Genomic DNA, 25,011 nt, shown 5'->3' on the forward strand with positions numbered 1-25,011 from the left:
GTCGGAGCCTGCGGCGGAGTTCGAGGCCCGGCGCAGTTTTCGGACTCTTCGGACCCCTGCAGCTTCTCCCGCGCCCCGCATCGCCGCCAGACGCGATCCACGAGAGGCTGTTGGCTGCCGGAAACCCTGCGGTCCGGTAAGCTTGTTTAATCCATATGCCGGTCGTCTTCCGGTCGTCCGCGGGAAGCGCGGACTTCAAGTGTTGCGCGATTCATCACATTGGGAAAGCGAATATAAATGCGATATGATATTCGAAAGTGCGATACATGGGGGATCCATGAACATCGAACATGCCAGAACTTTCCTTGCCGTCGCCGATACCGGCAGCTTCGTCGCGGCCGCCGAAAGGCTTCACGTCACCCAGTCAACCGTGAGCGCCCGTATCCGGGCACTCGAAGATCAGTTGGGCACCAGGCTTTTCACTCGCAACAAGGCCGGCGCGGCGCTGACTGCGGGCGGTGGCCGGTTCCTGAAGCATGCAGCGCAGATGGTGCGAGCCCTCGAACGCGCGCGGCACGACGTCGGCCTTCCTGGACGATTCCGCGCGCGTGTCGTCATCGGTGCGCGCTTCGGCCTGTGGGAAGGGCTGATGATGAAATGGTTCGCCAATATCCAGCGGACCCATCCCCGGGTTTCGTTTCATTCCGAAATCGGCTTCGAGCCGGAACTGATGCAGGCGCTGGTCGACGGGCGGATGGATATCGGAGTTATGTTCACCCCGCAGCGCCGGCCGATGCTCGAGCTCCTACCATTGCTTACTGAACAGCTGGTGCTCGTCTCCACCGAACCGACCGCTAGCATGCAGCCTGACGGCTATATCCATGTCGAGTGGGGCCCGGAATTCGACAATCAGTTCCGCGCTGGCTTTCCGGAGTTTCCCGGTCATGCACTCTCGGCCAATATCGCCTGGCTCGGCCTTCAATATCTCAAGTTCAATGGCGGCAGCGGCTATTTTCCCCGGCGTCTGGTCGAACACCAGATCGATAGCGGCGCCCTGTTCCCGGTGCCCGGTGCGCCGGTGTTCGAATTGCCGGCGTGGATCGTGATCCGCGAGGATCGCAACAAAGCGCTTGTTGATCCGATGGTCCAGAGTTTGATGGCTGGCCTTGTGGCGCCTTGATCTGCGATCAATTTCCGCTCTTGTCCTTTCCCAGCGGCCTGTCGCTCGCGTTCGGTATCCTGCTGGAGCATTTCCAATCGGTCACCTCGCGTTCGGGCTCGCTGCGTAGTGCTTTCGCGGGATCGAAGAAACTCCTTCCGGCAAGGCTGCGTCCGCCTTTTGGTCGATCGAACCGAGTATGTCTATCAGAGGCTTCATAGCCGCGCCCGAGGGTCCATGACTGATCGTTATGACGATCATCCACGAGGGAAGCAGTCGCGCCAGCTCTTTGACCGGCGCGCAAAGCGAAGTGGTGAGCAAAAACAGCCTTAGTCCCTCAGCTCTTGAATTCGTCGTTAATGGCTTCGACTTGAAAGCACGTCAAAACGGGTGTTCCAGGAGATGGCGGGCCTGCGCGACCATGCCGTCCAGACGTGCAGCGGCCTTGGGGACATCGTTTAGCGCACCCACACCCTGGCCCGCATAGAGTGCCATCGCCTCCAAGTCGCCGGTCGTGGTTCGCAGCGGCGAATCCGTGCTGAAGCGGAGGCGCGGCTGATCGCCGTCGCGGGCGATGGCCTCGCGCGGAAGACTGTCAGGGTCGTGGCCGAGATAATGTCCGTCCACGCTCTCGGTCACGCTATTGGCGATCACCCGCACCGCAGCGCCCTTGGGCCAGTTCAGAACGAAAACATCGGTCAGAACCGTGTCGTCGCCGGTGGCCTCCGTGATTCGAGATTTGTGATAGGGATGAGCGAAGGATTCCTCGGTCGCCAGAAAGGCCGTGCCGCATTGCACGCCATCGGCGCCGATGGTCAACGCGGCGGCGAGACCCTCACCCGTTGCGATCCCTCCGGAGACGACGACCGGCAGGTCGGTCTGCGCAAGGATTTGCTCGGCCAGCCCGAAAGCCGGATGTCGTCCATGCACGTGACCGCCCGCCTCGACGCCCTGCGCGATGATCACATCCGCTCCGGCCTCTTCGGCGATCCGCGCTGCCTCGACCGTGCCGACCTGATGCAGAACAAGGCAACCGGCACGTTTCACGCGGGCCACCACGTCAGGCATCACGTCCCAGAAAAAGCTGAATGCCGGCACGCCAAGATCGAGACAGCAGGCGATCTGCGCATCGAGCAGCGCTGGTTCGGTCGCCGCGGGGATCAAGTTGACGGCAAAAGGTCGGTCAGTCGCGTCCCGCAGCGCAGTAACCTCTGCGGCGATCAGGGCTGGGTCTTCGCGCACCATGCCCAAAATCCCGTAACCGCCCGCATTGGCCACGGCGGCGACCAGTTCCCAGCGGGAAACGCCGCCCATCCCGGCCAGCAGAACTGGCTGGGCGCACCCCAGCAGGTCGCAAAGCGGTGTGTGCAGCGGGTTTATTGGCTGGTCCGTCATGCTTGCTTCTCCCGTTCTATAACCATTGGCGCAGGTAATCACGTAACACGACGGCGTTATTATGTGCCTCGTCCTTTGAAGCATAAAGTAGCGTAACGACGTTCTCGCGTGCATATTCGGCGAGCTCGCGGACCAAATCGTCATGAGCGGCAAGTTCCGCCTCATAACGCGTGGTGAACTCCTGCCACCTATCAGGGTGCTCGTGGAACCAGCGCCGCAATTCGTCGCTCGGCGCGATCTCCTTGCACCAGTGAAACAGTCTGGCGCGGTCCTTCGCCATGCCGCGCGGCCAGAGACGATCGACCAATATCCGCTTGCCATCTGACACGCGTGCCGCGCGATAGATCCGCTTGACGCGGATAAGCTCGCCAGGAGCTTCGGAGGTGGGGGGGCTTGCTGACGGCATCAGCTGTCCGGCTTGTCCGTGTCGCCGATCATCTCAACTGCTTTCAGAGCATGGGTCCAAGAGGCGCCGGCGCGCATTTCCGCGGCGCCCCAAATCGCTTCCATGACCTGTTCGTCCGAGGCGCCCGCGCGCCGGGCTGCTTTGACATGGCTCTCGATGCACCATGGACACTGCGTTACGTGCGCGACGCCACGGCGATAAGTTGCTTGCTGCGCGCATCGAGCGCCCCTTCAGTGAACACCGCTTTCGAAAATGCGCGAAAGGCGTTCTCGGTCTTCGGGGCCAAGGCATGACGCCGCTCGACGAGATCTTTGGTCGGATTGGGAAGATGCATCTCAGACATGGCCTGCGCCTTGGGTTTCGAATTTCGGGAATAACACGTCGTTTTCCAGCCGGATATGGGCTGCTAGGTCTTCAAGAAATTCACCGACCCCGGCATAGAGCCGCGTCCAGCTTGTGCATGCACCGTCCGGCAATGTCAGATCGTTTGTCAATTGCCGGATCTGTCCGACCTCCGCCTCATGGTCGTCGTGATCCGCGCGCATTGTAGCGATCGGCCCGTCCAGCCTCGGTGCCGCGTTGCGGATGGCGGGAAACAGAACCAGCTCCTCCTTCTTCATGTGGACTTCGAGCCCGCCGATCATCCGGTGCAGTAGCGCGGACAGCCCGGCAGGGACATCTGCCTGCCCGGCATGGACGGTCTCCACCTTTTCCGAGAGCGCCGCCAGTTCAGGCAAGTGAGCGCGATGCTTGGCGTGATACTCTGACTCGATGTAGCGGGTGAGGCTGGCGGAATCTTGCGGGGGTAGCGGTCTCGTCATGTCGGTATCCTTTGGTTAGAGCAAAGAGGGGACGGTTCGGGGCTTGGCGCTCTCGACCGCCATATGGAGCGAGCGCGCGATCCGTTCGGCGCGTTCGATGACATGGGCGGCCCCCTCGGGGGGACAGGTCTCGATCGCGGTCTCGCGGAACAGCATCAGCCAGCGTTCGAAATGATCCCATTCCACTGGCAAGGACGCATGAACCTGCATCGGGGCGCCATGATAACGACCGGTCATGAGTGCTACCGAAGACCAGAAATCCACCATCCGCTGCAAATGCGGCCCCCAATCGGGAATCCTGGAGGCGAAGATCGGCCCGAGAACTGCGTCAGCACGCACCTTGTCGTAGAAACGATGCACCAACTGGGTCAGTTTATCCTCGTCCAAACCCGTTTGCGCCATGATCGCATCGGTCTTTTCGGGGCGCGCGGATATGATCTGTCGATCAGCAGGTGACATGGGATCCCCCGAGAATTTGAACTTGAGGCTCATGCTATCTCCGCAAAATAAGCATTGTAAATACCTATTGCGGCGAGTGTAGGATGCCCATGAACTTCGCATTCTCGCAAATTACGGGCGGAGCATTTCGATCCGGATGGCAAGCGTCCGCGAATCTGGTCTTCCCGACCGCACGCCTTCGGCTGAATCCTTGATGCTCAAGAGGGTGCAGGGGTTACGTTTTCGGACCGTAGCCAGAAGACACGAAACCCTTCAGCACCTCGTCCCTGGCGAAGGTTTGGTCTGGGCTTCCTGCGTGGCGCATCAACACGGGCAGGCCGTCACCGGCGGAAGAGGTGGGGCGAATTGTCGCGGATCATAATGGGCATTTGAATTACTTGCGCGCCTTGCCACCCTGTGCGGGCAGGTCGGACTAAGTTACGGCTTCGATCACGGCGAAGCTGGGTATCGTCGGATCGCCATGGCAGCGACGGCCTGATCCCCGCACCTCTCGTCGCGAAATTCGCACAACGGGGGTTGTCCATTCGGACCGGCTCACATCAGGTTGTTCGAGGAGCAGAGCGCATCAAGCGAGCGTTGCATATGCAGGCTCGATGGTCGTTACCGAACAGACCAGCGGGTTCCCTATAGCCCCAGTGGCGCGAGATAGAGCACCAGCAACAGGAGGCACACGCCTGTCAGCGCCACATCGAAGCCGCGCTGCCAAGCGGGCGCCTGCACCAATCCCAGATATTTTCCGAGGATGATCCGCGCCTTTTGCCAGGCAAGTGCCATCACGACCACCGCTGCCGCCACTGGCCACTTGGCCCAGACCCCCGAGAATGAAAGCAAGGACGAGCCAAGGGTGAGGAGAACAAGCGTGCCAAGGGCGATATAGAGGGACCGGCGCGTCATTGCAGGAGATAGACCACTGGAAAGAGCAGCACCCAGATCAGATCGACCATGTGCCAGAACGCGGTCGCATCCTCGATATTTCCCACATGATCGCGCCACGCCACCAGCAGCAACAGGATGACGCCGGCTGCGACATGCGCGGCGTGAAATCCGGTCAGCAGGAAGTAGAAATTGAAGAAAGGATGCGTGTCCCAGACAATGCCTTGCGCGGCCTTGGACGCGAATTCGGCGCCCTTGATCCAGAGAAATGCCGCGCCGAGCAAAGCGGCACACACAAGAGAAACGCGTGCGCCGCCACGCTTGCGCGATTGCCTTAGATTCAACGCCAGGGCAGCGAAAAAGCCGCTCGTCAGCAAGATAATCGTGTTGGTCGCAGCGGCAGTCCGGTTCAGCGCATTCTGCGCTTCGGCAAAGCCCGTCGGATCAGTGATCCGCACCGACAAGAAAACGATCAACCCCGCCCCGAAAACCAGCAATTCGCTGATAATGAGAACCCACATCAAAAGATCGCCTGGCAAATCGTCCAATGCAGTTTGTGTTTGATCCGTCATTCAGCAAGACCTTTGCAAGAGCCTTCGGCTCGTCACGACTCAATCGGCTTCACGCTTCGTCGTCATGATCTCTCACTGCACCATTCAAATACGCATTGTAAATACCTATTATGACCTTGATGAAAGACGACTCGCTCTCCTTCTGTCATTTTCACGGTGGAACGAGGGGACCTGTGCGGCCACCGGCTGCGTCGTCGCACATTTAGTTTGAGCCACAGCAAAGAAGCCCGCTTCTATCTGTCTGATAAGAGGGCATGGAACACACAGAAACACTTCGGGCCCTTGGCCTCTTCGACTCGCGCGTGCCGCGTTACACGTCCTACCCGACTGCGGCGGCATTTGCGCCCGACACCGGCGCGTCCTTTCAACGCCATGCGCTTGAACGGTTGGACCCGAGCGAGCCTGTGTCGGTCTACATGCACATCCCGTTTTGCGAGCGCCTTTGCTGGTTCTGCGCCTGTCACACACAAGGCACGAAAACCCTTGGCCCTGTGGAAAGCTACATCGAGGCGCTCGAGGCAGAGCTCGAAATGGTGCGCGGCATCATACCGAACGGCCTAAAAATGGGCCGCCTTCACTGGGGTGGCGGAACGCCCACCATCCTGCCGCCGGAATTGATACATCGCCTCTCGGAGTCGATACGCCGCGTGTTTCCACCAGCTCAGGAGTTCGAGTTCTCGGTGGAGATCGACCCGACCATGGTCGATCGCGCGAAAATCGAAGCTCTCGCTTCCGAAGGGATGAACCGCGCCTCGATCGGCATTCAGGATTTCCATCCTGAAGTCCAGAAAGCCATCGGCCGCCTGCAACCGTTCGAAACCACACGCGCGTGCGTCGAAGACTTGCGTGCAGCCGGCATCGCCTCTCTCAACACCGATCTGGTCTATGGCCTCCCGCACCAGAGCCTCGCACGTATCGAAGACACGATCGAAAAGGTTCTCACCTTTATTCCGGACCGGGTTGCGCTCTTTGGTTACGCGCATGTGCCTTGGGTTTCAAAACGACAAAAGCTGATCGACGAAGAGGCGCTGCCGGACGATCTGGCGCGCTACCACCTCGCCACGCGCGCCGGAGAATTGTTTGTCGCGGCTGGCCTCACAGCTATCGGCATCGACCATTTCGCGCGCCCCGCCGACACTCTGACGGCGGCGCTCGAGGCCGGACGACTGCGCCGCAATTTCCAAGGATACACGACCGACACATGCAGCACCCTAATAGGGCTTGGGGCATCGTCGATTTCGCACTTTTCGGAAGGTTATGTCCAGAATGCGCCCGCGACCGCAGCTTATCAGCAGCGGATCGCAAGCGGTGTCTTTCCGGGCGCTCGTGGCTACCAGTTAAGCCCCGAAGACCAGCTGCGCGCTCGGGCGATCGAGGAGTTGATGTGTCGGTTCGCAGTTGATCTTGACGATTTGAGCCAGGAGTTCGGCAGCGATGCCCAGAAGCTGCTACCTTGCCTGACGGAAATGGCCACGCGCTTCGCGCCCTTCGCAAGCCTGACGGGGAAGCGCATCGGCATTGCACCGGAAGGTCGACCGTTAACACGGATGATCGCTTCGGTTCTCGATCAGCACGTGCCCGAGGGGGTGCGCTATTCGCGCGCGTCCTGAATAAGGCGCGTCTGATGGACGAGCGCGCCTTCAGCAAGGTGTCGAGCTAGGCTATTCGCCGCCGGCAGCAGGAGGCGGCGCTTGCGGGGGAAGGAGGGGAACATCGTCGTGCCTCTTTCCTGCGGGAAATTGCTGGTCAGGAGGTCGAATGTGTCGTCTCGAGGTCGCGCGGAGCCGCAACGGGTGCGTGTGAGGGAAAGGTGCCGCGTGACAGGATCGTGCCGTTCTCATCGACAACGAGGCGTAGAGCGCGACCGCCAGAGTAGAAGGTCAGCCGCCACCGCCCGGCATCGTCATCGACACCGGCCTCGCATCTGCTTGTGACCTCGCCCTCGCGGAGTTTCGCGAGAACATCGGATGGTGGGAAGCCGAAAGCGCGTCCAACGAGTTCTGCGTCGACCGTGAAACCGTCAGTGGTGAAAGACACGTTACGCATCGCTATCTCCTTTCAGACCGCAGCTGGAACAGTGGCCGGCAAAGCGATGTCTGCCAGCGTCGAACGATCGAGTTCCGCCAAAAAAGCGATCTCTGCGGCGCGGAGTCTACCCTTCAGGCCGCAGACGGGGGTAATGCAGCACGCGCCGTCAGGAGAGAAGCATTCGACAATGGCCTGGTCCTGCTCGAGAAGCCGCACGAGGTCTCCAAGAACGATCTCATGGGCGGGGCGGCCGAGCATTGCGCCGCCACCGGTCCCGCGCCGCGTGGTCACGAAGCCGTGCCGGGCCAGGCGCTGAATGACTTTATTCAGGTGGTGGCGAGAGATACCGAACTCATCGGCGATCTCGGCTGTCGAGAAGGCGCGCTCCGGCGCGCTGGCCATCCGCATCAGCGCTCGGAGTCCGAAATCTGTGAAACTGGTCAGGCGCATATGGTGCCTCCAACAAACAAGTATCAAAAATGCTTGTTATAGACTCAGCCACGATCGCGCAATGATCTTCGTGTCAAGTCAGTCATATTCAGGCGCGCTCGAAATGCAGCAGGGCGAGCCGCGCCGCCAGTCGGGCGAGGTCTGGATCGCAGACGTCGTCCTCCGCCTCGACCGTCTAGAAGCTGACGACGAGACGCAATGTCTCGCTCACGTCGAGCACCGTCGTCGTCGCCTTGAGGCGCGGCCGTTGACCGGGCGATCTCTGTTCCAATGTCTTGGATGAACGAACGCCCCGCTGTTAGAAAAGCTAGCTGGCAATCCCGTTGGAAAACAAGAGCACCATATATGCGGCGTAGGCGGCCAACATCAGCGCACCCCACACGCGACCAATCTTCTTAGTAGCGAACAGCAAGCCCAGCAGTATGAGAGACGACGCCAGCATGACTGGCGTGTCGATCTCACGGAAGCGCGTGCTGACTTCGATCGGCTGGATCGCGACCGTGACGCCGAGGATAGCGAGGATATTGAAGATGTTCGATCCGATCACGTTGCCGAGCACCACGTCGGGGTGGCGCCGGATCGCTGCGACTATACTGGTGGCTAGCTCTGGTAGCGACGTTCCGATAGCCACGAGCGATAGACCGATTACCGCGTCCGGCACCCCGAACTCGCGGGCGATGTTTACTGCCCCTTCGACCAGAAAGTCCGCTCCGAACACCAGAGCGGAAATGCCAACAATGACCAAGAGCGGCGCAAGCCAAGGTCGCGGTAGCGAAATGTCTTCGAACTCCTCAGCTTCATGTTGAAATGCCTTTGTCTGGCGATTCCTCTTTTCCAACCAGTAGCTCGAAAAGAGGTAACCCGCGAGGACCAGGAGCATTGCGACGCCTTCGGTGCGGGTAATGATTTCTCCCTGAACAAGAGCGTAGGTCGCCAGCGAAACAAGTGTTGCGACCAGCGCCTCTCGCACAGCTGTTCGCGTCCAGCCGAGGATCGGTGTGATAACTGCTGCCACGCCGACAATGAGCAGAATGTTCGCGATGTTCGAGCCTACGACGTTACCCAATGCAATCTCAGGCGCGCCGTCTATGGCAGCGTTCACGGAGACAAGCAGTTCCGGTGTCGACGTGCCGAAACCGACGATGATCAGACCGATTAGAAGCTTAGATATGCCGAGGCGCTCGGCAATTGCGACCGAGCCACGCACGAGCCCTTCGCCGCCGACAAAAAGGAGGCCAAGGCCGGCAGCCACGAAGAGGAGGTCATGCAACATTTCTTTTTCTGTCCCGAGTTGCGCTCGCCTAAGAAGACGCATCGCCATGACTTAGTGTGCCGGTTACAGGAAAAGAATAGGAAGGCCGCACGTTCAGACGCGGACCGGTCGGCATCCCGCCAAAGGGCCTTGATCCGGCAGTCTGTCTTTCGACTTTTTCTGAGCTTGGCCTCCTCGTCAGCTCTTTCAGAAAACACTCCCAACGTGGGCCGACAATCGTGGTTCTCGGAACGCGTAACTCGGACATGCTGATACAAGTCGGAGCCGCCCCGAAATTCGGACACTGAACTAAGCTACGATTTGCGGTCTGCTGATCTTCGCCGAGAAGGGGGGCAGAGATGTCGAATCGCACGCAGCACGCGACCGAGTTCAATGCAAAGGTCGCGCTGGAAGCCTGAAGGGTGAAGAGACAGCGGCCGAGCTGGCGAGCCGGTTCGGGGTGCATCTGACGATGATCCATCAATTGAAACGGGCCCTGCTCGAAGGCGCGTCCGATGTGTTCGAGCGCGGGGAGCGCACTGGAGAGCGGATCAAAGTTGGGTCGGACTCTAATCGATGGTGGAGGAAAAACCCCATGGCAGGTCAGCTGGCCCCCGCGCACAGGTAAGCGCAGAGACGTATTGATTCCCGACTGTTTTTGTTCTAAATTGATTATATAACCTTTCATCGAGAGTTGGGTTGAAAAGGCCGTTGGGTGTGTCGCAGCCTCAATGGCCTTTACTTTTGCACAGCGCCGAACGAGGGCAGCGCGCGCTTGAAAACAGGCTGCCGCGCTGCGTTTAGAAATACTGGCGGTGCCCTCGTTGCAGGACCACCGCCATGCGCCCTCATATCGTCGTTCAGTTGGCTGGTGCGCCGCATCTTCGCCTCGATAGCCCGTTTCGTCGTTGCTTCGCGTAGCAGACATTGGTGTAAAGCGCAGCGAACGACCGCGTTCCGCCCTTCCTGTTTAGGAGCAGTGAACGGCCCATAGCCGCCGTTCAGGCAAGGCACTTCGAAGGTCCACAGGCATGGAAAGCGGGACGCGAACTCTGGAACGCGCCGAGCTGATAGCCATTCTTCGCGCTGGCATGGGCGCGTTAAAAAAGGGGGCGAGCCAGCGGCGGCAAAGGAGGCCATGGAAATTGTTTCGTCGGGTGCTCGTGACAAATGGCTACGTTCTCAAGGACTGAAGTTAGCTGACAGTGAATTACGAGCTGAATTCAGGTTGTGTTGAGGTCTTGATTGTTCCGCGCCCAAGCCATCCGGACAGCTCGTGCATATCGCAGGCACAGCCCGAACGTTGATATCCGAACGCGCGCGATGGCGCGCGTTCAGACCATTCGCAGGTGTTGAAGAAGTCAGGTGATCCGCTGGATCGAGGCGGAAATTTCCGCAGGCTCGAGAACGGATTTCCAGTCTTCGCGCATCAGCGCCGGTTTCCCGAACTCGATCGCCTTGTTACAGGCGTCGGAGAATTGCCCCTCAATCTCGTCGAAGATTACCGCACCGAGAATGTTCATGTGCCCCAGCAGGAAATCCCGCGCGCAGTCATAGCTCACGCCGCGCGCGACGACTTCGTCCATCGCTTCGCGCATTACGACGAGCAGCGAGGCGCAGACCGTCTCCGACAGACCCGGCTCCAACAGCGCCATCTGGTCGACCGTCACGCGGTAGCTGCGCGCGACCGGTGCGTAGATCACCTTCGCGACCGCCTCGCCCATCGCGTAGTGCTCCTCGGGGCCCTGCATCAGCGCGTTGACGATACCCTGCTGTGCCGCGATCCCGCCGAAGTGGTCTTTGCGTCCGGCTTCGGTGCTTTCGTCGTTGAAGATCGGCGGGTGGCAGGGATGCGTCACGAAATAGGTGATGTCCTCGCGCTCGGGCAGATGCCCGGCGAACGGCGCCGCTGCGTCAAGCACGACGACCATCGTCCCTGGTGCGAGATCCGGCACGATCTTGCGCGCAACCTGTCCGATCACCGTGTCAGGAACAGCGAGGATCACGATCTCCGCCCCGTGGAGCGCGGCTTCGGGCGCGACCGCCTCGACGCCAACTTCATCGGCCAGACGTGCCTTGCCCGCATCGCTCACCTCGACATGGCGCACCTCGTAGTCGGATTTCTTCAGGTTCTGGGCAAGGCGAACGCCCATTTTCCCGCCCGCTCCGAACAGCGCAACTGCCGTCATACCTATTCTCCTCGGAAGTCTCTTGTTTAACTGGTATGATCAGATAATATCATCGTCATGATGTCAACTGACTTTTGTTCAATGCCAAGCCGGAGAGGATCGACCAAAATGAAGCCAAGACTTGCGTGGTTCGGCGATGATTTCACCGGGTCGGCAGCGGTGATGGAGGTCTTGGCCTTTGCCGGGCTCCGTGCCGTTCTGTTCTCGGACATCCCCACGCTGGAACTGCGTGCCCGGTTCGGGGAGGTGGACGCGATCGGATTGGCCTCCACGGCCCGGACCGACACGCCCGAGCGGATGCGCCGCACGCTGTCCAAGCCGCTGAAATGGCTCCACGATACGGGTGCTGATCTGCTGCATTACAAGGTCTGCTCGACGTTCGACTCGTCGCCGCAAAGCGGCAGCATCGGCTGTGCGATAGAGACCGCCCTCAAGGTGCGGCCCTCGCGCGTCGTGCCGCTGGTAACCGCGGCCCCGCAGATGCGTCGCTACCAGGCCTTCGGGCATCTTTACGCGGGTAGTTTCGACGGAGTGTTCCGGCTGGACCGGCACCCGGTCATGGCGCGCCATCCGGTCACACCGATGCAGGAGTCCGACCTTCTGCGCCACCTCGCCCTTCAGACCGATTTGAAAAGCGCCCTGATCGATTTCGAGCAGCTTGCCGAAGACGGCGGAGAGAACGCCCTAAATGCCGCCAGCGCAGCCGGGGCGCGAATCGTTTCGATCGACAGCATGGAGCCCGCGAGCGAGGAGGCCGTCGGGAAACTACTCTGGTCGCACCGGCGAGACTCAGGGCTCGTCGTCGGGTCGCAGGGCGTGGAATATGCGCTTGTCCGACACTGGCGCGCTACCGGAGAGCTCGCGCCCGCCGCGAGCCCCGCATCGGCAGGCACGGTCGATCAGATCGCGGTGATCTCGGGGTCCGTATCGCCAAGCACCGCGCAGCAGATCGCTTGGTCACAGGCGCACGGGTTCGAAGTCATCCGCTTCGATCCCACCTCTGTCCTGACAGGGGGGGCTGGCCGGCAAGCCGAGATCGACCGAACGGCACGCGCCGCACTCGATGCCCAAAGTCGCGGCGCGAGCCCGCTGATAACGTCGGCCACCGGTCCCGACGATCCCGATGTCGCCCGCTTCCGCGAGGCGCTTACCCGCAGCGACATCGACGCGGACACCGCCAATGAGCGGATCGGGCGGTCGCTTGGCGCAGTGCTGGACCGTGTGCTGACGGAAGGTGGGCTGCGCCGCGCCGTGATCTCGGGCGGTGATACGTCGGGGCACGGGATGCGCGCACTCGGTATTTCCGCGCTCGAGGCCGTTGCCCCGACGATCCCCGGCGCCGCGCTGTGCCGCGCCCATTCGGAAACGCATCATGACGGATTGGAGATCGCCCTGAAGGGCGGCCAGATGGGGAGCGAAGACTTCTTTGGCTGGATCAGGGCCGGCGGCGGCCCCCGCTGACCCTAAGAAACGTCGATGCTCAGCTGATCTCGAACGACTTGCGGGAGCGTTCGAGATGGCGCCGCATCTCGTCTACCGCCCCTTCGACGTCATGCGCCTCGATCAGGTCCACGATCTTCGCATGTTCCGCGAGAGTGATCTCTTCGGCGCCGGAGCGATGCAGCAGGCTGATATGATGCTCAAACAGCCAGCCGAGCATCGTATCGGAGACAGCAGTGACGATCGGGTTTTCCGACATAGTGGCGAGCTTGCGGTGAAACTCCATGTCGGTGCCAATGAAAGCGCGCGGATCGTTGATCTCGGACCGCTGCTTCTCGATCAGGGCGCGCAGCGTTGCGATGTCCTCGGGCGTCGCGATCTCGGCGGCCCGGCGCACCATGCCGACTTCGAACATCTGCCGCGCCTGCTTGAGGTGATCCAGCGTCGCAGGCACGGAATCGAGCACCAGCCGCGCGAGGTCGTCCGTCTGATGCAGGATCGTGCTCGCTGTGATCTCGTTGACGCGCGAACGTTCGCCATGGCTGATCGTGATGACGCCGCTATTGTGCAGCGATTGCAGCGCTTCGCGCACGGCGGGACGACCGACCCCGAAACGCTCCATCAGGACACGCTCCGAAGGCATGGCATCGCCAGGTTTCAACTCGCGCGTCCGAATCATCTCGTGGAGACGCTCGACAACCTGTTCGGAGAGCTTCTTGCGCACGATCTTCTCTTCGGACGTGCTTTCCTGACGATACATGGTTGGACTCCTGGTGCACTGATCTTACCTCAAGATCATTACCGCCTCTGATCCGTCGGAACAATCTGCGATAGTGTGACCTCGTGTGAAGCAAGACCATCCTGCGCCGTGGTCTGCAGATTGGCGCGGAGGCGGGTCGTCCCGACTTCGAGCTCCGCGATACCGCCCCGGATTTCTGCGCGATGCACCGGTGCGCCCGCGACATCCGCGAGCGCCCGCAGGACGCTGACCAGCGGATAAGCCTCCGCCGTAGCGCCGGGATCCGGCAGGATTCCGCGCGGGCCATAAAGCTCCGCCGGGGTCCAAACACTTACCCCACCCCGGGCAAGCTGGGTGGCAAGGCCCACCACATAGGCTGCGCCGAAGGCCGCGCGGTGGCGCGGATCGTCGTCTGTCATGCAGACCCGCCCACCCTCCGGATTCGGGATCGTGCGCGAGCCGTAAGGGTTGTGCCGCATCGCGAGGGTCGCGGGACCGATGCGGTAGGCCCGCCCGGCGCAGATCGCACTTGCGGAACGGGTGATGTGCGGGATTGCCTCGAGCGTCTCCATCACCGAGCAATCGTCGGCCGCGTGCACGATCGGGCACAGACCATGCGTGACGAAAGCCAGCCCATTCTCCGGCGGCCGCTTGCGGTTGAGTTCGGTGAAGAGCGTAGCCATCCCTCCGCCGCGTGGCAGATCGGTAAAGGCGCGCGCCGCGGCGTCGTGAATGCGAGCGAGCGGCGGACAGGCGGGCCAGTCCGAGCCGGGCGGCGTCGATTGCCGATCGACCGACGGGCAGATGAAGAGCGACGCCGCGGCCAGACCGCTCGTCTCGTAGGCAGCCGCATGTGCACGCAGCTCCGGCTCAGGATCCTCCTCGACGAAGGCGCAGATCAGTTCGAGGTCATAAGACGGTTCAGGGCAGACGCGCTGAAGCGCCGCGAAGGCGGCAAAGGCCTCTTCGACCGGTCCCGCCGTCGCATCGGCATGACACAGGATCCGCTGCGGCGCTACCAGGGCAAGGTCCTGAGGATGGCGCGTCAGCGCCACTGCCTCCGCTGTGGTCAGGACAAGCGCGGTTTCGGGGAAACGAGCATCCTCCGGCAGCGCGTCATCCCGCGCCGGGGTGTCCGCGGGCGCCTCCGTGGCCTCTTCCCAAGCGACGACGACCTCTTGCGCGGGGTATGCCCCTTGGGCAAGACGGTAGGGCCATTCGAGATCGAGCGACCGGTTATAGGTCTTGAAGGAGGCATCCCCCCACTGCCGCTGGTCTTCCATCTCGAACGTGTCGCCGGAGAAGGCAAAGGACACATCGAGCCTATCCGCGCGATAAGCGATCCCCGCGATGTCCATGAAGGGCCGCCACGGGTCGATCAGCTTTGGGAACGCCCCCTGCTCGAGCGCGCCGTCTGAATGCGTGACCCGCGCCGCCGCCCCCGCCACATGGTCGATCGGATGCAGCACGGTGAAGCCCGCCCTGTTGGTCTCGAACCTGCCGGTCACCTCGCCCTCCGCCCGCATCGCGAGCCGCCCGGCGGATACGTCCAGCGTCACGGTGACCGCAAGCGCGCCGTCGCCGGTCTCGAAACGCATCGGGATGGTGAAACGCAGGCGGTCCGGCTGGCGGTCTTCGGCGACAGGCCCGAGCGACGGCGCGATCGTCCCCCAGTCGCGATCGCGGACGAGGAAGGCGATCTGCCGCACGACCTCGCGCCCGTCGCAGCGAAGGTGCCGCAGCGCGCCATCCTCCAGCGTGAAGGAGAGCGTCCCGAACTGATAGGCCGCGCCGCTCATAGGGTGTCGGGCGCGATGGTCCGACCCTCCCTGGCGGAAAGATAAGCCGCCTCGACCAGTGCGAACGTCTTGAGATTATCCGCCGCGGCGGTCTCGGGGGCGCGGCCCTCGCGCAGTGCCGCGATGAAGTCACGCTGGAAGATAAGCACGCTTTCCTGAATGTTATGCCAGGGCCGCTCGGCCCATGACAGAAGCGGCGGGTCGAGCTCGGTCTGCGTCGTGCCTTCGGCGGTGTGAACGCGCAGACGATATCCTGCGTCGAGCGTCAGCGTGCCACCGGTGCCGTCGATCTCGAGCAGCGTTTCGGGGAAGGTCTCGAGCACCCGCTGCGTCGCGTAAGAACAATCGACGACCGAACTCGCCCCGCCGGAATGGGCCAGCAGCATCGTCGCGACATCCTCTCCGCGGATCGCGGGGTTGATCCGTCTGGTCGTCGCCGTGATCCTGTCGACATCACCGAAAAGCGCGCGCGCGACGTCGAGAATATGGATCCCGAGATCCTCGATGATGAAGCGCTCCCCCTCGGCAAGGTAGGGCTGCCCCGAGAACACGTCATAGCCGGAGCGGAAGGACACGCGCCCGAAGAACGGCGTGCCGATGACCCCGCTGCGCACCTCCTCGATCACGTGCCGCAGGGCCGATTGCCAGCGGAAATTCTCGTGGATCGCGAAGGTCTTGCCCGTTGCCTCGACCGCTTGCGCCATCGCACGGGCATCCCGGAGGGTGGGCGCGAAGGGTTTCTGGCAGATCACGTGCAGATCGTGCTGCGCGGCAAGCTCCACCAAGGGGCGATGGGTGCCGACCGTCGTTGCGATATCGACGAAATCGAACCCGCCCTCGGCCAGCATCTGCGCCGCATCCGTGTAGCGCCGCGCGATCCCGAACGCCTCGCCCGTTTGCGTCAGCCGGTCTTCGTCGCGGTCGCAGAGCGCGACGATCTCGACCCCCTCGATCTCCGACCAGGCGTGAAGCTGGTTCTGGGCGAAGAACCCGCAGCCGACCAAAGCGCCTTTCATCACGTCCTCCTTCACTTGCCGAGCGCCGCCTGCGCCTGAAGCGCGACGCGGGCCTGCACCTTCTGTTGTGCCTGATCGATGACCACGGCGGCAATGATGACGAGGCCCTTGATGACGGTCTGCCAGAATTCCGAGACCCCCATCATCACCAGTCCGTCGGACAGCACGCCGATGACGAAGGCGCCGATGATCGTGCCCCCGATCCGGCCGCGCCCCCCGGACATCGAGGTGCCGCCGAGAACCGCCGCGGCGATCGCGTTGAGCTCGAACGTGTTGCCCGTGGCCGGGTGCGCCGCGACGAGCTGGGAAGAGATTATGATCCCCACGAGCGCCGCGCAGAAGCCCGAGAACATATAGACGAAGAACTTGACCTGGATGACCTTCACCCCGGAAAGGCCGGCCGCGCGCTCATTGCCGCCCACGGCGTAGATGAACCGGCCCAGCGGCGTGCGCTTGGCGATATAGGCGGCGAGCAGCCCCACGACGATCAGCATCAGGATCGAGATCGGAATCCCGAGAACGTTGCCCGAGCCGATCATTCGAAAGCTGGCAGAGCCGTATTCCGCATTACCGCTGAGGTTGGGAAACGTCTCCCCGCCGCTCGAGAGCATGGCGGCGCCGCGCGCGATATAGAGGGTGCCGAGCGTCGCGATGAACGGTGCCACGTTGAGCTTGGTCACGAGCGTCGCGTTCAGCGCGCCGATGGCGATCCCCACGAGGCTGACGATCAGGCAGATCTCGAGAGTGTTGAACTGGATCGACCAGCCCAGACCGATATCGATCCCGTTGAGCAGCAGGTAGCCCGCCACCATGCCGCACAAGCCGACGATGGAGCCGACGGACAGGTCGATCCCCCCCGACACGATCACGAAGGTCATGCCGATCGCGAGAAAGGCATTGAGCGCCACGTGTTTCGACATGATGACCATGTTCGCCGCCGACAGGAAGTTCGGCGCGAAGATCGCGAAGAACACGAAGACCAGAATGAGCGCGATGAACGTGCGTGCCTTGAGCAGCAAGAGCAGCATGTTGGGAGACGCCTGTTGCCCTGCGGGGGCCGTCGCGGTGAGATTTGTCATGGATGCATGTCCCTGTCGTCTTGGGGGGCGTGGTCGGGTGCGTGTCCCTTGGCCGAAGCCGTGACGAGCGCCGTTTCCGTCGCCTCCTCCCTGGTGAATTCTCCGGTGATCTGTCCGTTCGACATGACGAGGATGCGATCGGAGAGGCCAAGCACCTCCTCGAGATCCGAGGTCACGAAGACGATGCCGAGGCCCTCGGCCGCGAGCGAACGCATGACGCGGAACACCTCTGCCTTGGCTCCGATATCGATCCCGCGCGACGGTTCGTCCATCAGCAGAACCTTGGGCGAGGTCATGAGCGCCTTCGAGATCACGACCTTCTGCTGGTTCCCGCCCGAGAGCGAGGCCACCGTATGTTCGGGAGAGGCGATCTTGATTACCATGCGCTTCACGAAATCCGCGACGCGCAACTTTTCCGCGCCGAGATCCATATGGATCCGCGCCTTCGTCATTTCGCTAAGCGAGCTGAGCGTCATGTTCTCGCGGATCGACAGATCCTGCACGAGTCCGTCCTGCTTCCGGTCCTCGGGGATCAGGGCCAGCCCTTTCGAGATGCGTTCGGAAACGTCCGGATGCCCCAGCTTTTCGCCGTCGATCTCGACCGCGCCCGCCGCATAGGGGTAGCGCCCGATGATCGCTTCCACGAGTTCCGTGCGGCCCGCCCCCATCAGCCCGTAGATGCCGAGGATCTCGCCCTTGCGCAGCGCGAATGAGACGTCGTCGACGACGAACCCGCCCGCGCCGTCGGCAAGCCGCATGTTCTTGACCTCAAGCACGACCCCGCCGAAGGGATGATCGATGTCTTTCGGAAAATCCTTGCTGTTCTCGCCGATCATGTTGCGCACGATCCACGGGATATCGACCCCGTCCATGGAGCGCGCCCCGGTGATCGCCCCGTCGCGCAGCACGGTGATGTAGTCGCCGACGCGGATCAGCTCTTCCAGCCGGTGCGAGATGTAGACGATCCCGACACCGTCCGCCTTCAGCTCCTCGATCACGCGAAACAGGATCTCGACTTCGGTGGCCGAGAGCGCCGAGGTCGGTTCGTCCAGGATCAGGATGCGGGCGTTGCGGGCAAGGCTCTTGGCGATCTCGACGATCTGCTGCTGCCCGACCTTCAGCTCGCCCACGGGCGTGTCCGGGTCGATGTCATGCTCGAGCCGCCGCATCAACTCGCGCGTCTGGCGCCGCTGTTCCGCCGCGTCGATATCGACGCCGAAGCGCGTCTTTTCATGCGCGATGAAGATGTTCTCTGCGACGGTCATGTTCGGAAACAGGTTCAGCTCCTGAAACACAATGCCGATGCCGTGCCGCTCTGCCTCATCTGTGGAGGAGAAGCGCACTTCGATGCCGTCCATCTCGACCCTTCCGGAGGTAAGCTGTTCGACCCCGGAAATGACCTTCATCATCGTCGATTTGCCCGCGCCGTTCTCGCCGACGAGCACGTTCACCGCGCCCATGCGAAGATCGAAGGAGACCTCTTTAAGTGCGATCGTGCCGGGATAGACCTTGGTGCCTTCCCGGATACTCAATCCGATCGGATGGCGTGACATTATTGCCCCTCCGCTTTGATCGACAGCGGCACGCCGAGCGGCTTCTCCGTCGCGGATTTCTGCCCAAAAACGGCCGTGAACGTGACCTTCCGGCCCATGATATCGTCCGAGAGTTTCGGCAAGTTTGCGGTCGCGCGGTCATTGAGCGCCCGGCCCAGCTTGGCGAATTCGATCTGGTCGCGGAAATCGGTGAAGTTCACGAAGGGCAGCGCGTCGCGCAGCGCGGTTCCGCGCACGATCGGACCAAGCTGCAGAACGATGTCTTCCTTGCCGTCTGCGTCCATGTCCAGACCGATCTGTGCCGCGCGACTTTCGAGTTTAGTCGTGACGACAGTGCCGGCTCCGGAAACGAAGAAGAAATACTGCGAGGCTTTTTCATCCGGGCGCATCCCATAGGCCTGCCCCACCGCTTCGAGCCCTCCCTGGAGCGCGGAGGCGTAATCCGCCCAAGCGACAGTGTGCTCGTCGACCGCCGGCAGGACCTTGGGCTCCCAGTTCGTCTCGACCCAGTTCGCCATCCGCTCCGCGTCGGTGAGATTGGCTTCGGCGACGGCTTCCGGATCGGGATTGGGAACGATCTTGCAGCCGGGAAGAGCTAATACGGCACACAGAAGCGCCGCGGACAGGGGTGCTGCGTTCATGGCAGAGTCTTTCTTTTTCGGTATCCGGTTCGGCAATGACCGCAGCCTGGGCAAACGCCGGCTGCGGTCTTTCTTGTTGCCTTTGGCTCAGGCTTCCGCGAGCGCGAAGGTCTCGAGGTTGCCGGCATTTTCCTTGGTGATCAGCACGCAATCCATAAGCTGCTTTTCCTGCTCGCCAGTCTCGCCGTTCTTGATGTAGGCGTCTGCCTGCTCCACCGCGAGCTGCGCCTGACGATAGGCGGGCTGCAGAACCGTCGCCTTGATGCCGCCCTTGAGGATCGAGTCGCGCACGTCGTTCGACCCGTCGAAGCCCACGACGATCACGTCGGTGCGCCCCGCCGCTTCGAGGGCCGCCCAGGCGCCCATCGCCATCGTGTCGTTGCCGCAGATGACGCCCTTGATATCGGGCTGCGCCTGCAGGATCGTTTCCATCTTCTCGTAGGCTTCGGTCTGCGACCAGTTGGCGGATTGCTGCGCCACCATTTCGAGATCGGGATACTGATCGATCACATCGTGATACCCGGCCGAGCGGATGCCGGCATTGGTATCGGCCTCGCGGCCAAGCAGCTCAACGTAGGGACCAGCCTCGGACATTTGGCGCACGAATTCTTCCGCACCAAGCTGCGCGCCCTGATAGTTGTTGGACACGATCTGGCTGATGGCGATGCCGCTTTCTTTGATTTCTCGGTCGATCAGGAAGGTCGGGATGCCCGCATCCAGCGCACGCTGCACCGGCGCGACAGTGGCGTCTGCCCCGGCATTGTCGCAAATGATCGCAGACGCGCCGCGCGCGATTGCCGTGTCGAACATTTCCGATTGCTTGTTGGGATCATCATCGTGGACAAGCACGATCGTCTCGTATCCGAGATCCTTCGCCCGTGACTCGGCGCCGACGGCTTCGGCTTTGAAGAACGGGTTGTCATGACTCGGTGTGATGATGGCTATTAGACCTTTTCCCTGTGCCTGCGCGGCCTTGAGACTCGGCAGAAAGGCCGTGACCGTTGCGCCAGCCAGAAAGGTGCGGCGAGTGAATTTCATGGTTTTCCTCCTCTGTGGTCAGCCCACCCGATGGATGGCTCCTCGCTGATGGGGGGAAGACTGCGACAGTAAAATCATGTTGTCAACAGGTATGATGAGCATTACAGCTGGCGGTGACATAAGATGCGAAATGGAGAATGCGTGATGTCCGATGCCATCCGAGTCACCTACCGTCTGGAAACCCCCGGCGATCCCGAAGCGATGGCGGCCAAGATCGCGGCGGATCAGTCCACCGGCACCTTCACCGAGCTCCCGGGAGAGACCGAGGCCCTCAAGGCGCGCTTCGCGGCTCGGGTGGAAAGCGTCACGCCGCTCGAGAGCGTTTCGCAATCCAGTTTTCCCTCCGACGAGGCAGGACCCTTCCGACGCGCGGACGTGACCATCGCCTATCCGCTCGATGCGATTGGCGTGGACATTGCGGCGCTGATGACGGTGACGGTCGGGGGAGTCTACGCGGTGCGCGGCCTGACGGGTATCCGGGTGATGGATTTCGAGTTGCCGCCCGAGTTTGCGACACTCCCCGGCCCGCAATTCGGCATCGCGGGGTCGCGGCGTCTCATGGGCGTCGAGACAGGCCCGATGATCGCCTCGATCATCAAACCGTCTCTGGGCCTTCCGCCCGACGAGACCGCCGCCGTCGTCCGGACGCTGTGCGAGGCCGGCGTGGATTTCATCAAGGACGACGAGAAGATGATGAACCCGACCTACGCGCCGCTCAAGGCGCGGGTCGATGCCATTCTTCCGGTGATCGAAGAGCATTACCAGCGCACCGGCAAACGCGTGGTCTACGCCTTCGGCATCTCGTCCGCGGATCCCGACCGCATGATGCAGGCGCATGATTACGTGGCCGATCGCGGCGGGCTTGCCGCGGTGGTGAACATCAACTCGATCGGGCATGGCGGCATGAGCTTCCTGCGCAAGCGCTCGCGGCTCTGTCTGCATGCGCATCGCAACGGCTGGGACATCCTCACGCGTCACCCGGGGCTCGGCATGGAGTTTCGCGCCTACCAGAAGATCTGGCGCCTGCTGGGCGTCGACCAGTTCCAGATCAACGGGATCCGCGCCAAATACTGGGAGCCCGACGAAAGCTTCGTGCGCAGCTTCGGCGACGTGATGACGCCCATGTTCTCCGATGCGGATCGCCCCCTTCCGGTGGTCTGTTCGGGGCAATGGGGCGGTCAGGCGGTCGACACCTACGAGCGCACCGGGCAAACGCTGGATCTGATGTATCTGGGCGGCGGCGGAATCCACGGCCACCCGATGGGCGCGGCCGCCGGCGTGCGCGCAATCCGTCAGGCCTGGCAGGCGGCGGAAGCGGGTCTGAGCCTGAAACAGATGGCAAAAGAACACCCTGAACTCTCCTCCTCCCTCGCAAAGTGGGGCGAGTGAGCAGCTCTAAGAGGCGCTCGCGATTTCCGGGACTTTAGAGAACCGATTATTTGGTCCGCCATTCGAAGGCTCTCCCTAAGCGGACGTCCGCGACAGGCGCAGCGAATGTCCGGTTCGCGCCCTTCCTGCTTCGGCGCAGTGAACGGCCCTAATCGGACCTTGAGAGCCAATTGCTTTTCTGCGGCGCAGCTTCTCCGAAGCGGACATCTATGCATCGCTCCGCAATAGAACCGTCTCAGCGTCGCCCTTCTACGATGTTACACCCAGCGTCGTAACCGCGCGGGGTGCCGATGGCGCTTCGATCCATCTGTTATCGCACCAGCAACGTCGGCACGGAATTGGAGCGGACCATCGCAGTGGTCGTGCTGCCAACGATCAAAGAGCGCAGGGGCGAGTGCCCGAACGCGCCCATCAAGAGGATGGCTCCTGGGGTCGCCTTTACTGCATTTGCAATGACCTCTTCCGCGCTACCTTCTTCGATCAAGGCTGTGACATCGCGCCCCTTCAGGGCCACGCGCGCTTCGCGCATCATCTGTTCTGCCTTGTCCTGCGTCAATTTGCGCCCAGAGGTCGCGATAACGATTGTCACAGGGAGGTCCTTCAACAGGGGCGAGTTCGCACAGCGCTCCAACGCCCGAGCGGCCGCCGGGCTGCCATCATAGGCCAGCACGGCCGCGCGCATCATATCTTCCTCAGGGGTTGAGGTGCTGTTGGGCGCGATCAGGACAGGCCGGTCGCTCGCCCGCACGACCCGTTCCAGCGTTGACCCGATATGGTCGGTGGCGAATTCCTGGCTGGTCCCACGTTTGCCCATGATGACGAGTCGGGCCTCTTGCTCGCGCTCGAGGATCGTCTCGACAATGTCGCCGTGTCGGTGCAACTGCGTCACACCGTGGGCGTTCATTTCTTCGAGCGACTCGGCGCACCCATTCAGCAACAGCCGACCACGCTCGATTTGCAGGCGGGCCTCCATCGCGTCAAGCTGGGTCAGTTCTTCCAGCAGACGCGATTTCACGCCAAGGCCAATAGCACCCGACAGATCGTGTCGCGCGCCGCTTGTGTCCTTGCGTTGAACGACGTGCAGGAGTTCGACCGGCAGCGCGAGTTTCCGCGAGACCCAGGCCGCAAGGGTGCAGACGCTGGGCGCGTAGCTTGACGCATCAACGCAGGCAAGAATGTTCTGCATGGTGTTTCCTCCTCAATGGCCCGACAGATGCTGCTCGGCATCCGGCTTGTCATGCACGGCAAAGCGATCGATCATCCGCGCGCTTTCGGCATTGAGCCCGACGATATCGACGGTCGTCCCTTCCCGCCGGAACCGGATGACCGCCTTGTCCAGAGTGCCAATTCCGGTGATGTCCCAGAAATGCGCCTCGCTCAAGTCGATGATGACGTGGTCCAGAACTTCTCTGAAATCAAAGGCATCCACGAAACGTTCCGAGGATGCGAAGAAGACCTCGCCTGAAATGCGATAAGTCCGGGTGCGCCCGTCCTCGGACAGCGATGTCGAGACGGTGAACAACCGGCGCACCTTGCCGGCGAAGAACAGACCCGACAGGACGACGCCCACCACCACACCAGCGGCGAGGTTATCGCTCCAGATCACGATGATCACCGTCGCAACCATGACGATCGACGACTGCCACGGGTTGCTGCGCAGCTCACCAATGGAGCGCCAGGAAAACGTGCCGATCGAGACCATGATCATCACGGCGACGAGGCTTGGCATCGGGATCTGAGCCACAAGCGGATTGAGAACGACCAGCAGAAAGAGAAGGAATACGCCAGCGATCAAGGTGGATAGGCGCGTCCGGCCCCCGGATTTCACGTTGATGACCGATTGACCGATCATGGCGCAACCGCCCATGCCGCCCAGAAAGCCGGTGAAGAAGTTCGCGATCCCCTGACCGCGCATCTCGCGCGCCTTGTTCGACGTGGTGTCTGTGAAATCATCCACGATTTGGGCGGTGAGCATCGATTCCAGAAGCGCCACCGCCGCCATGGTCAGCGAATAGGGCGCGATGATCTCAAGCGTCTGCAAGTTGAAGGGCACCTGCGGCAGCGCAAAAAACGGCAGCGATTGCGGAAGTTTGCCCATATCGCCGACGGTGTTCACATCGATCCCGCCATAGATGGTGACGGTGGTCAGGACGATGATCGCAACCAGGGGCGAAGGCACTGATTTCGTCAGATACGGGAACAGGTAGATGATCGCGAGCCCGGCTGCGACGATCAGATAGGTGACGTTTGTCACATGCATAAGCTGTGGCATCTGGGCCAGAAAAATCATGATCGCCAGTGCGTTCACGAAGCCGGTGATCACTGATCGAGAGACATATTGCATCAGCAGATCCAGGCGCAGGAGCCCCGCGATGCCCTGGAAGATACCCATCAAAATTGTGGCGGCGAATAGATATTCGACCCCGTGATCGTGCACGAGAGGGATGATCACCACGGCAACTGAGGCTGTGGCAGCGGAGATCATCGCGGGGCGACCGCCCGTGAATGCGATGATTACAGCGATCGAAAAGGAAGCATAAAGGCCGACCCTCGGATCAACCCCAGCAATCACCGAGAAGCCGATCGCTTCAGGAATTAGCGCAAGGGCGACGACCATCCCAGCGAGGATGTCCGCACGGGGTGTCGCGAACCAGTCGCTTCGAATAGAGGCGAGACTTGGCATGTGTCACTCAATTTCTAAGATAGCATCTAACAGGGCGAGGCCCGAGCGTGCAGCGTTGTTACGGCACTATTTGGACGTGATGCTGAAGAT

At 61.8% G+C, this 25,011-nt stretch carries 25 protein-coding genes and 1 other annotated feature (1 of these 26 running past the window's edge); of the genes, 4 read left to right on the plus strand and 21 right to left on the minus strand.

The annotated features are described in order from the left end of the window. Positions 1-277: 277 nt before the first annotated feature. Positions 278-1,120, plus strand: a complete 843-nt coding sequence (locus tag AKL02_RS17745) for a LysR family transcriptional regulator (RefSeq protein WP_083078291.1) — start codon at positions 278-280, stop codon at positions 1,118-1,120. Positions 1,121-1,480: 360 nt separating this feature from the next. On the opposite strand, the gene AKL02_RS17750 is transcribed toward AKL02_RS17745, so the two are convergent. From AKL02_RS17750 to AKL02_RS17780, 8 genes are all read right to left on the minus strand, one after another. Then, positions 1,481-2,494 (minus strand): NAD(P)H-dependent flavin oxidoreductase, encoded by a 1,014-nt coding sequence (locus AKL02_RS17750; RefSeq protein ID WP_083078290.1) that lies wholly within the window; start codon positions 2,492-2,494, stop codon positions 1,481-1,483. A 16-nt stretch (positions 2,495-2,510) separates the two neighbouring features. Further along, entirely contained in the window at positions 2,511-2,900 is a 390-nt protein-coding gene (locus tag AKL02_RS17755; protein ID WP_083078289.1) for a DUF488 domain-containing protein, read from the minus strand. Then, positions 2,900-3,058, minus strand: a complete 159-nt coding sequence (locus AKL02_RS21160) for a carboxymuconolactone decarboxylase family protein (protein ID WP_232621796.1) — start codon at positions 3,056-3,058, stop codon at positions 2,900-2,902. The genes AKL02_RS17755 and AKL02_RS21160 overlap by 1 nt, the downstream gene beginning before the upstream one ends. Before the next feature lie 17 nt (positions 3,059-3,075). Beyond that, complete coding sequence (locus AKL02_RS21165) at positions 3,076-3,243, minus strand: carboxymuconolactone decarboxylase family protein (protein WP_232621662.1); 168 nt, start codon at positions 3,241-3,243, stop codon at positions 3,076-3,078. Further along, complete coding sequence (locus AKL02_RS17765; RefSeq protein WP_083078288.1) at positions 3,236-3,721, minus strand: hemerythrin domain-containing protein; 486 nt, start codon at positions 3,719-3,721, stop codon at positions 3,236-3,238. Before AKL02_RS17765 ends, AKL02_RS21165 begins: the two co-directional genes overlap by 8 nt. Positions 3,722-3,736: 15 nt before the next feature. Then, positions 3,737-4,213 (minus strand): group III truncated hemoglobin, encoded by a 477-nt coding sequence (locus AKL02_RS17770; protein WP_232621663.1) that lies wholly within the window; start codon positions 4,211-4,213, stop codon positions 3,737-3,739. 591 nt (positions 4,214-4,804) lie between these two features. Next, positions 4,805-4,954: a hypothetical protein gene (locus AKL02_RS21170; protein WP_166504583.1), complete on the minus strand. Its 150-nt coding sequence runs from the start codon at positions 4,952-4,954 to the stop codon at positions 4,805-4,807. 116 nt (positions 4,955-5,070) lie between these two features. After that, positions 5,071-5,625 (minus strand): cytochrome c oxidase subunit 3, encoded by a 555-nt coding sequence (locus tag AKL02_RS17780; protein WP_083078286.1) that lies wholly within the window; start codon positions 5,623-5,625, stop codon positions 5,071-5,073. Between the two features lie 254 nt (positions 5,626-5,879). On the opposite strand from AKL02_RS17780, the gene hemN reads away from it, so the two are divergent. Then, a complete protein-coding gene (gene hemN / locus AKL02_RS17785) occupies positions 5,880-7,235 on the plus strand; it encodes an oxygen-independent coproporphyrinogen III oxidase (RefSeq protein WP_083078285.1) in 1,356 nt (451 codons plus the stop codon). A gap of 136 nt (positions 7,236-7,371) precedes the next feature. Here the strand turns inward: hemN and AKL02_RS17790 are convergent, their stop codons facing one another. The 4 genes from AKL02_RS17790 to AKL02_RS17805 form a co-directional block, all read right to left on the minus strand. Then, complete coding sequence (locus tag AKL02_RS17790; protein WP_083078284.1) at positions 7,372-7,671, minus strand: DUF6522 family protein; 300 nt, start codon at positions 7,669-7,671, stop codon at positions 7,372-7,374. Positions 7,672-7,683: 12 nt separating this feature from the next. Continuing rightward, positions 7,684-8,103 carry an Rrf2 family transcriptional regulator gene (locus tag AKL02_RS17795; protein WP_083078283.1) on the minus strand — a complete coding sequence of 140 codons (420 nt, stop codon included), beginning with the start codon at positions 8,101-8,103 and terminating at the stop codon, positions 7,684-7,686. 307 nt (positions 8,104-8,410) lie between these two features. Then, positions 8,411-9,424, minus strand: a complete 1,014-nt coding sequence (locus tag AKL02_RS17800; protein ID WP_332836453.1) for a calcium/sodium antiporter — start codon at positions 9,422-9,424, stop codon at positions 8,411-8,413. 1,292 nt (positions 9,425-10,716) lie between these two features. After that, positions 10,717-11,544 carry a phosphogluconate dehydrogenase C-terminal domain-containing protein gene (locus AKL02_RS17805; protein ID WP_083078280.1) on the minus strand — a complete coding sequence of 276 codons (828 nt, stop codon included), beginning with the start codon at positions 11,542-11,544 and terminating at the stop codon, positions 10,717-10,719. Positions 11,545-11,652: 108 nt separating this feature from the next. On the opposite strand from AKL02_RS17805, the gene AKL02_RS17810 reads away from it, so the two are divergent. Beyond that, entirely contained in the window at positions 11,653-13,005 is a 1,353-nt protein-coding gene (locus tag AKL02_RS17810; protein WP_083078279.1) for a four-carbon acid sugar kinase family protein, read from the plus strand. A gap of 19 nt (positions 13,006-13,024) precedes the next feature. On the opposite strand, the gene nanR is transcribed toward AKL02_RS17810, so the two are convergent. The 7 genes from nanR to AKL02_RS17845 all read right to left on the minus strand — a co-directional run bounded on the left by nanR (position 13,025) and on the right by AKL02_RS17845 (position 20,849). Then, positions 13,025-13,744 (minus strand): transcriptional regulator NanR, encoded by a 720-nt coding sequence (nanR, locus tag AKL02_RS17815; RefSeq protein WP_083078278.1) that lies wholly within the window; start codon positions 13,742-13,744, stop codon positions 13,025-13,027. 38 nt (positions 13,745-13,782) lie between these two features. Then, complete coding sequence (locus AKL02_RS17820; RefSeq protein WP_083078277.1) at positions 13,783-15,522, minus strand: D-apionate lactonase family protein; 1,740 nt, start codon at positions 15,520-15,522, stop codon at positions 13,783-13,785. Beyond that, entirely contained in the window at positions 15,519-16,538 is a 1,020-nt protein-coding gene (locus AKL02_RS17825) for a Gfo/Idh/MocA family protein (RefSeq protein WP_083078276.1), read from the minus strand. The genes AKL02_RS17820 and AKL02_RS17825 overlap by 4 nt, the downstream gene beginning before the upstream one ends. 11 nt (positions 16,539-16,549) lie before the next feature. After that, a complete protein-coding gene (locus AKL02_RS17830; RefSeq protein ID WP_083078275.1) occupies positions 16,550-17,617 on the minus strand; it encodes an ABC transporter permease in 1,068 nt (355 codons plus the stop codon). Next, positions 17,614-19,170, minus strand: coding sequence for a sugar ABC transporter ATP-binding protein (locus AKL02_RS17835; protein ID WP_083078274.1), 1,557 nt, complete (start codon positions 19,168-19,170; stop codon positions 17,614-17,616). Before AKL02_RS17835 ends, AKL02_RS17830 begins: the two co-directional genes overlap by 4 nt. Beyond that, entirely contained in the window at positions 19,170-19,811 is a 642-nt protein-coding gene (locus AKL02_RS17840) for a DUF2291 family protein (protein WP_083078273.1), read from the minus strand. The genes AKL02_RS17835 and AKL02_RS17840 overlap by 1 nt, the downstream gene beginning before the upstream one ends. 87 nt (positions 19,812-19,898) lie before the next feature. Continuing rightward, positions 19,899-20,849 (minus strand): D-ribose ABC transporter substrate-binding protein, encoded by a 951-nt coding sequence (locus tag AKL02_RS17845; protein ID WP_083078272.1) that lies wholly within the window; start codon positions 20,847-20,849, stop codon positions 19,899-19,901. Positions 20,850-20,993: 144 nt separating this feature from the next. On the opposite strand from AKL02_RS17845, the gene oiaX reads away from it, so the two are divergent. Continuing rightward, positions 20,994-22,238, plus strand: a complete 1,245-nt coding sequence (oiaX, locus tag AKL02_RS17850; RefSeq protein WP_083078271.1) for a 3-oxo-isoapionate-4-phosphate decarboxylase OiaX — start codon at positions 20,994-20,996, stop codon at positions 22,236-22,238. A 310-nt stretch (positions 22,239-22,548) separates the two neighbouring features. On the opposite strand, the gene AKL02_RS17855 is transcribed toward oiaX, so the two are convergent. Further along, a complete protein-coding gene (locus AKL02_RS17855) occupies positions 22,549-23,424 on the minus strand; it encodes a universal stress protein (RefSeq protein ID WP_083078270.1) in 876 nt (291 codons plus the stop codon). A gap of 12 nt (positions 23,425-23,436) precedes the next feature. Continuing rightward, positions 23,437-24,921: a SulP family inorganic anion transporter gene (locus AKL02_RS17860; RefSeq protein ID WP_083078269.1), complete on the minus strand. Its 1,485-nt coding sequence runs from the start codon at positions 24,919-24,921 to the stop codon at positions 23,437-23,439. 87 nt (positions 24,922-25,008) lie between these two features. After that, positions 25,009-25,011 (minus strand) — a sequence feature (sul1 is cis-regulatory element that is thought to sense ions involved in sulfur or methionine metabolism; They are found in Alphaproteobacteria); it runs 50 nt beyond the window's last position.

The sequence above is a fragment of the Thioclava electrotropha genome (genome assembly GCF_002085925.2).
GTDB lineage: Bacteria > Pseudomonadota > Alphaproteobacteria > Rhodobacterales > Rhodobacteraceae > Thioclava > Thioclava electrotropha.

Excerpts from the sequence above, each read along its gene's own strand:
- AKL02_RS17745 (WP_083078291.1), top strand. The coding sequence starts at position 278 with ATGAACATCGAACATGCCAGAACTTTCCTTGCCGTCGCCGATACCGGC.
- AKL02_RS17750 (WP_083078290.1), bottom strand. The coding sequence starts at position 2,494 with ATGACGGACCAGCCAATAAACCCGCTGCACACACCGCTTTGCGACCTG.
- AKL02_RS17755 (WP_083078289.1), bottom strand. The coding sequence starts at position 2,900 with ATGCCGTCAGCAAGCCCCCCCACCTCCGAAGCTCCTGGCGAGCTTATC.
- AKL02_RS21165 (WP_232621662.1), bottom strand. The coding sequence starts at position 3,243 with ATGTCTGAGATGCATCTTCCCAATCCGACCAAAGATCTCGTCGAGCGG.
- AKL02_RS17765 (WP_083078288.1), bottom strand. The coding sequence starts at position 3,721 with ATGACGAGACCGCTACCCCCGCAAGATTCCGCCAGCCTCACCCGCTAC.
- AKL02_RS17770 (WP_232621663.1), bottom strand. The coding sequence starts at position 4,213 with ATGAGCCTCAAGTTCAAATTCTCGGGGGATCCCATGTCACCTGCTGAT.
- AKL02_RS21170 (WP_166504583.1), bottom strand. The coding sequence starts at position 4,954 with ATGGCACTTGCCTGGCAAAAGGCGCGGATCATCCTCGGAAAATATCTG.
- AKL02_RS17780 (WP_083078286.1), bottom strand. The coding sequence starts at position 5,625 with ATGACGGATCAAACACAAACTGCATTGGACGATTTGCCAGGCGATCTT.
- hemN (WP_083078285.1), top strand. The coding sequence starts at position 5,880 with ATGGAACACACAGAAACACTTCGGGCCCTTGGCCTCTTCGACTCGCGC.
- AKL02_RS17790 (WP_083078284.1), bottom strand. The coding sequence starts at position 7,671 with ATGCGTAACGTGTCTTTCACCACTGACGGTTTCACGGTCGACGCAGAA.
- AKL02_RS17795 (WP_083078283.1), bottom strand. The coding sequence starts at position 8,103 with ATGCGCCTGACCAGTTTCACAGATTTCGGACTCCGAGCGCTGATGCGG.
- AKL02_RS17800 (WP_332836453.1), bottom strand. The coding sequence starts at position 9,424 with ATGGCGATGCGTCTTCTTAGGCGAGCGCAACTCGGGACAGAAAAAGAA.
- AKL02_RS17805 (WP_083078280.1), bottom strand. The coding sequence starts at position 11,544 with ATGACGGCAGTTGCGCTGTTCGGAGCGGGCGGGAAAATGGGCGTTCGC.
- AKL02_RS17810 (WP_083078279.1), top strand. The coding sequence starts at position 11,653 with ATGAAGCCAAGACTTGCGTGGTTCGGCGATGATTTCACCGGGTCGGCA.
- nanR (WP_083078278.1), bottom strand. The coding sequence starts at position 13,744 with ATGTATCGTCAGGAAAGCACGTCCGAAGAGAAGATCGTGCGCAAGAAG.
- AKL02_RS17820 (WP_083078277.1), bottom strand. The coding sequence starts at position 15,522 with ATGAGCGGCGCGGCCTATCAGTTCGGGACGCTCTCCTTCACGCTGGAG.
- AKL02_RS17825 (WP_083078276.1), bottom strand. The coding sequence starts at position 16,538 with ATGAAAGGCGCTTTGGTCGGCTGCGGGTTCTTCGCCCAGAACCAGCTT.
- AKL02_RS17830 (WP_083078275.1), bottom strand. The coding sequence starts at position 17,617 with ATGACAAATCTCACCGCGACGGCCCCCGCAGGGCAACAGGCGTCTCCC.
- AKL02_RS17835 (WP_083078274.1), bottom strand. The coding sequence starts at position 19,170 with ATGTCACGCCATCCGATCGGATTGAGTATCCGGGAAGGCACCAAGGTC.
- AKL02_RS17840 (WP_083078273.1), bottom strand. The coding sequence starts at position 19,811 with ATGAACGCAGCACCCCTGTCCGCGGCGCTTCTGTGTGCCGTATTAGCT.
- AKL02_RS17845 (WP_083078272.1), bottom strand. The coding sequence starts at position 20,849 with ATGAAATTCACTCGCCGCACCTTTCTGGCTGGCGCAACGGTCACGGCC.
- oiaX (WP_083078271.1), top strand. The coding sequence starts at position 20,994 with ATGTCCGATGCCATCCGAGTCACCTACCGTCTGGAAACCCCCGGCGAT.
- AKL02_RS17855 (WP_083078270.1), bottom strand. The coding sequence starts at position 23,424 with ATGCAGAACATTCTTGCCTGCGTTGATGCGTCAAGCTACGCGCCCAGC.
- AKL02_RS17860 (WP_083078269.1), bottom strand. The coding sequence starts at position 24,921 with ATGCCAAGTCTCGCCTCTATTCGAAGCGACTGGTTCGCGACACCCCGT.